General features: G+C 69.7%; 1 pseudogene. It reads right to left on the bottom strand.

The features are described from left to right. Nucleotides 1-234: pseudogene (locus ACZ2XM_RS15700) on the bottom strand (hypothetical protein); the annotation flags it as partial.

The raw sequence follows: 234 nt of genomic DNA on the forward strand, positions 1-234 counted from the left end.
GTACAGCGGCATCGGATCGTTCGCGTGCGTGACGGCGTCCGGCTCGAACGCGGCGCTCGCCGCATAGCCGTCGTTCATCGCGAGCCAGCCCGCGCGCGGCGCGCCGGCGACGATCTGCTGCGCGAGGCCGAGATCGGGCTGTTCGAATTTCGCGGCTTCGTTCTCGTCGACGATCGCGTATTTCGCGCCGCCGATCTGCACGCGGTCGCGCACGTCGTCGGGCGACAGTTGCGT

This window comes from Psychrobacter sp. CoH-33_TS_01 (assembly GCF_058189395.1).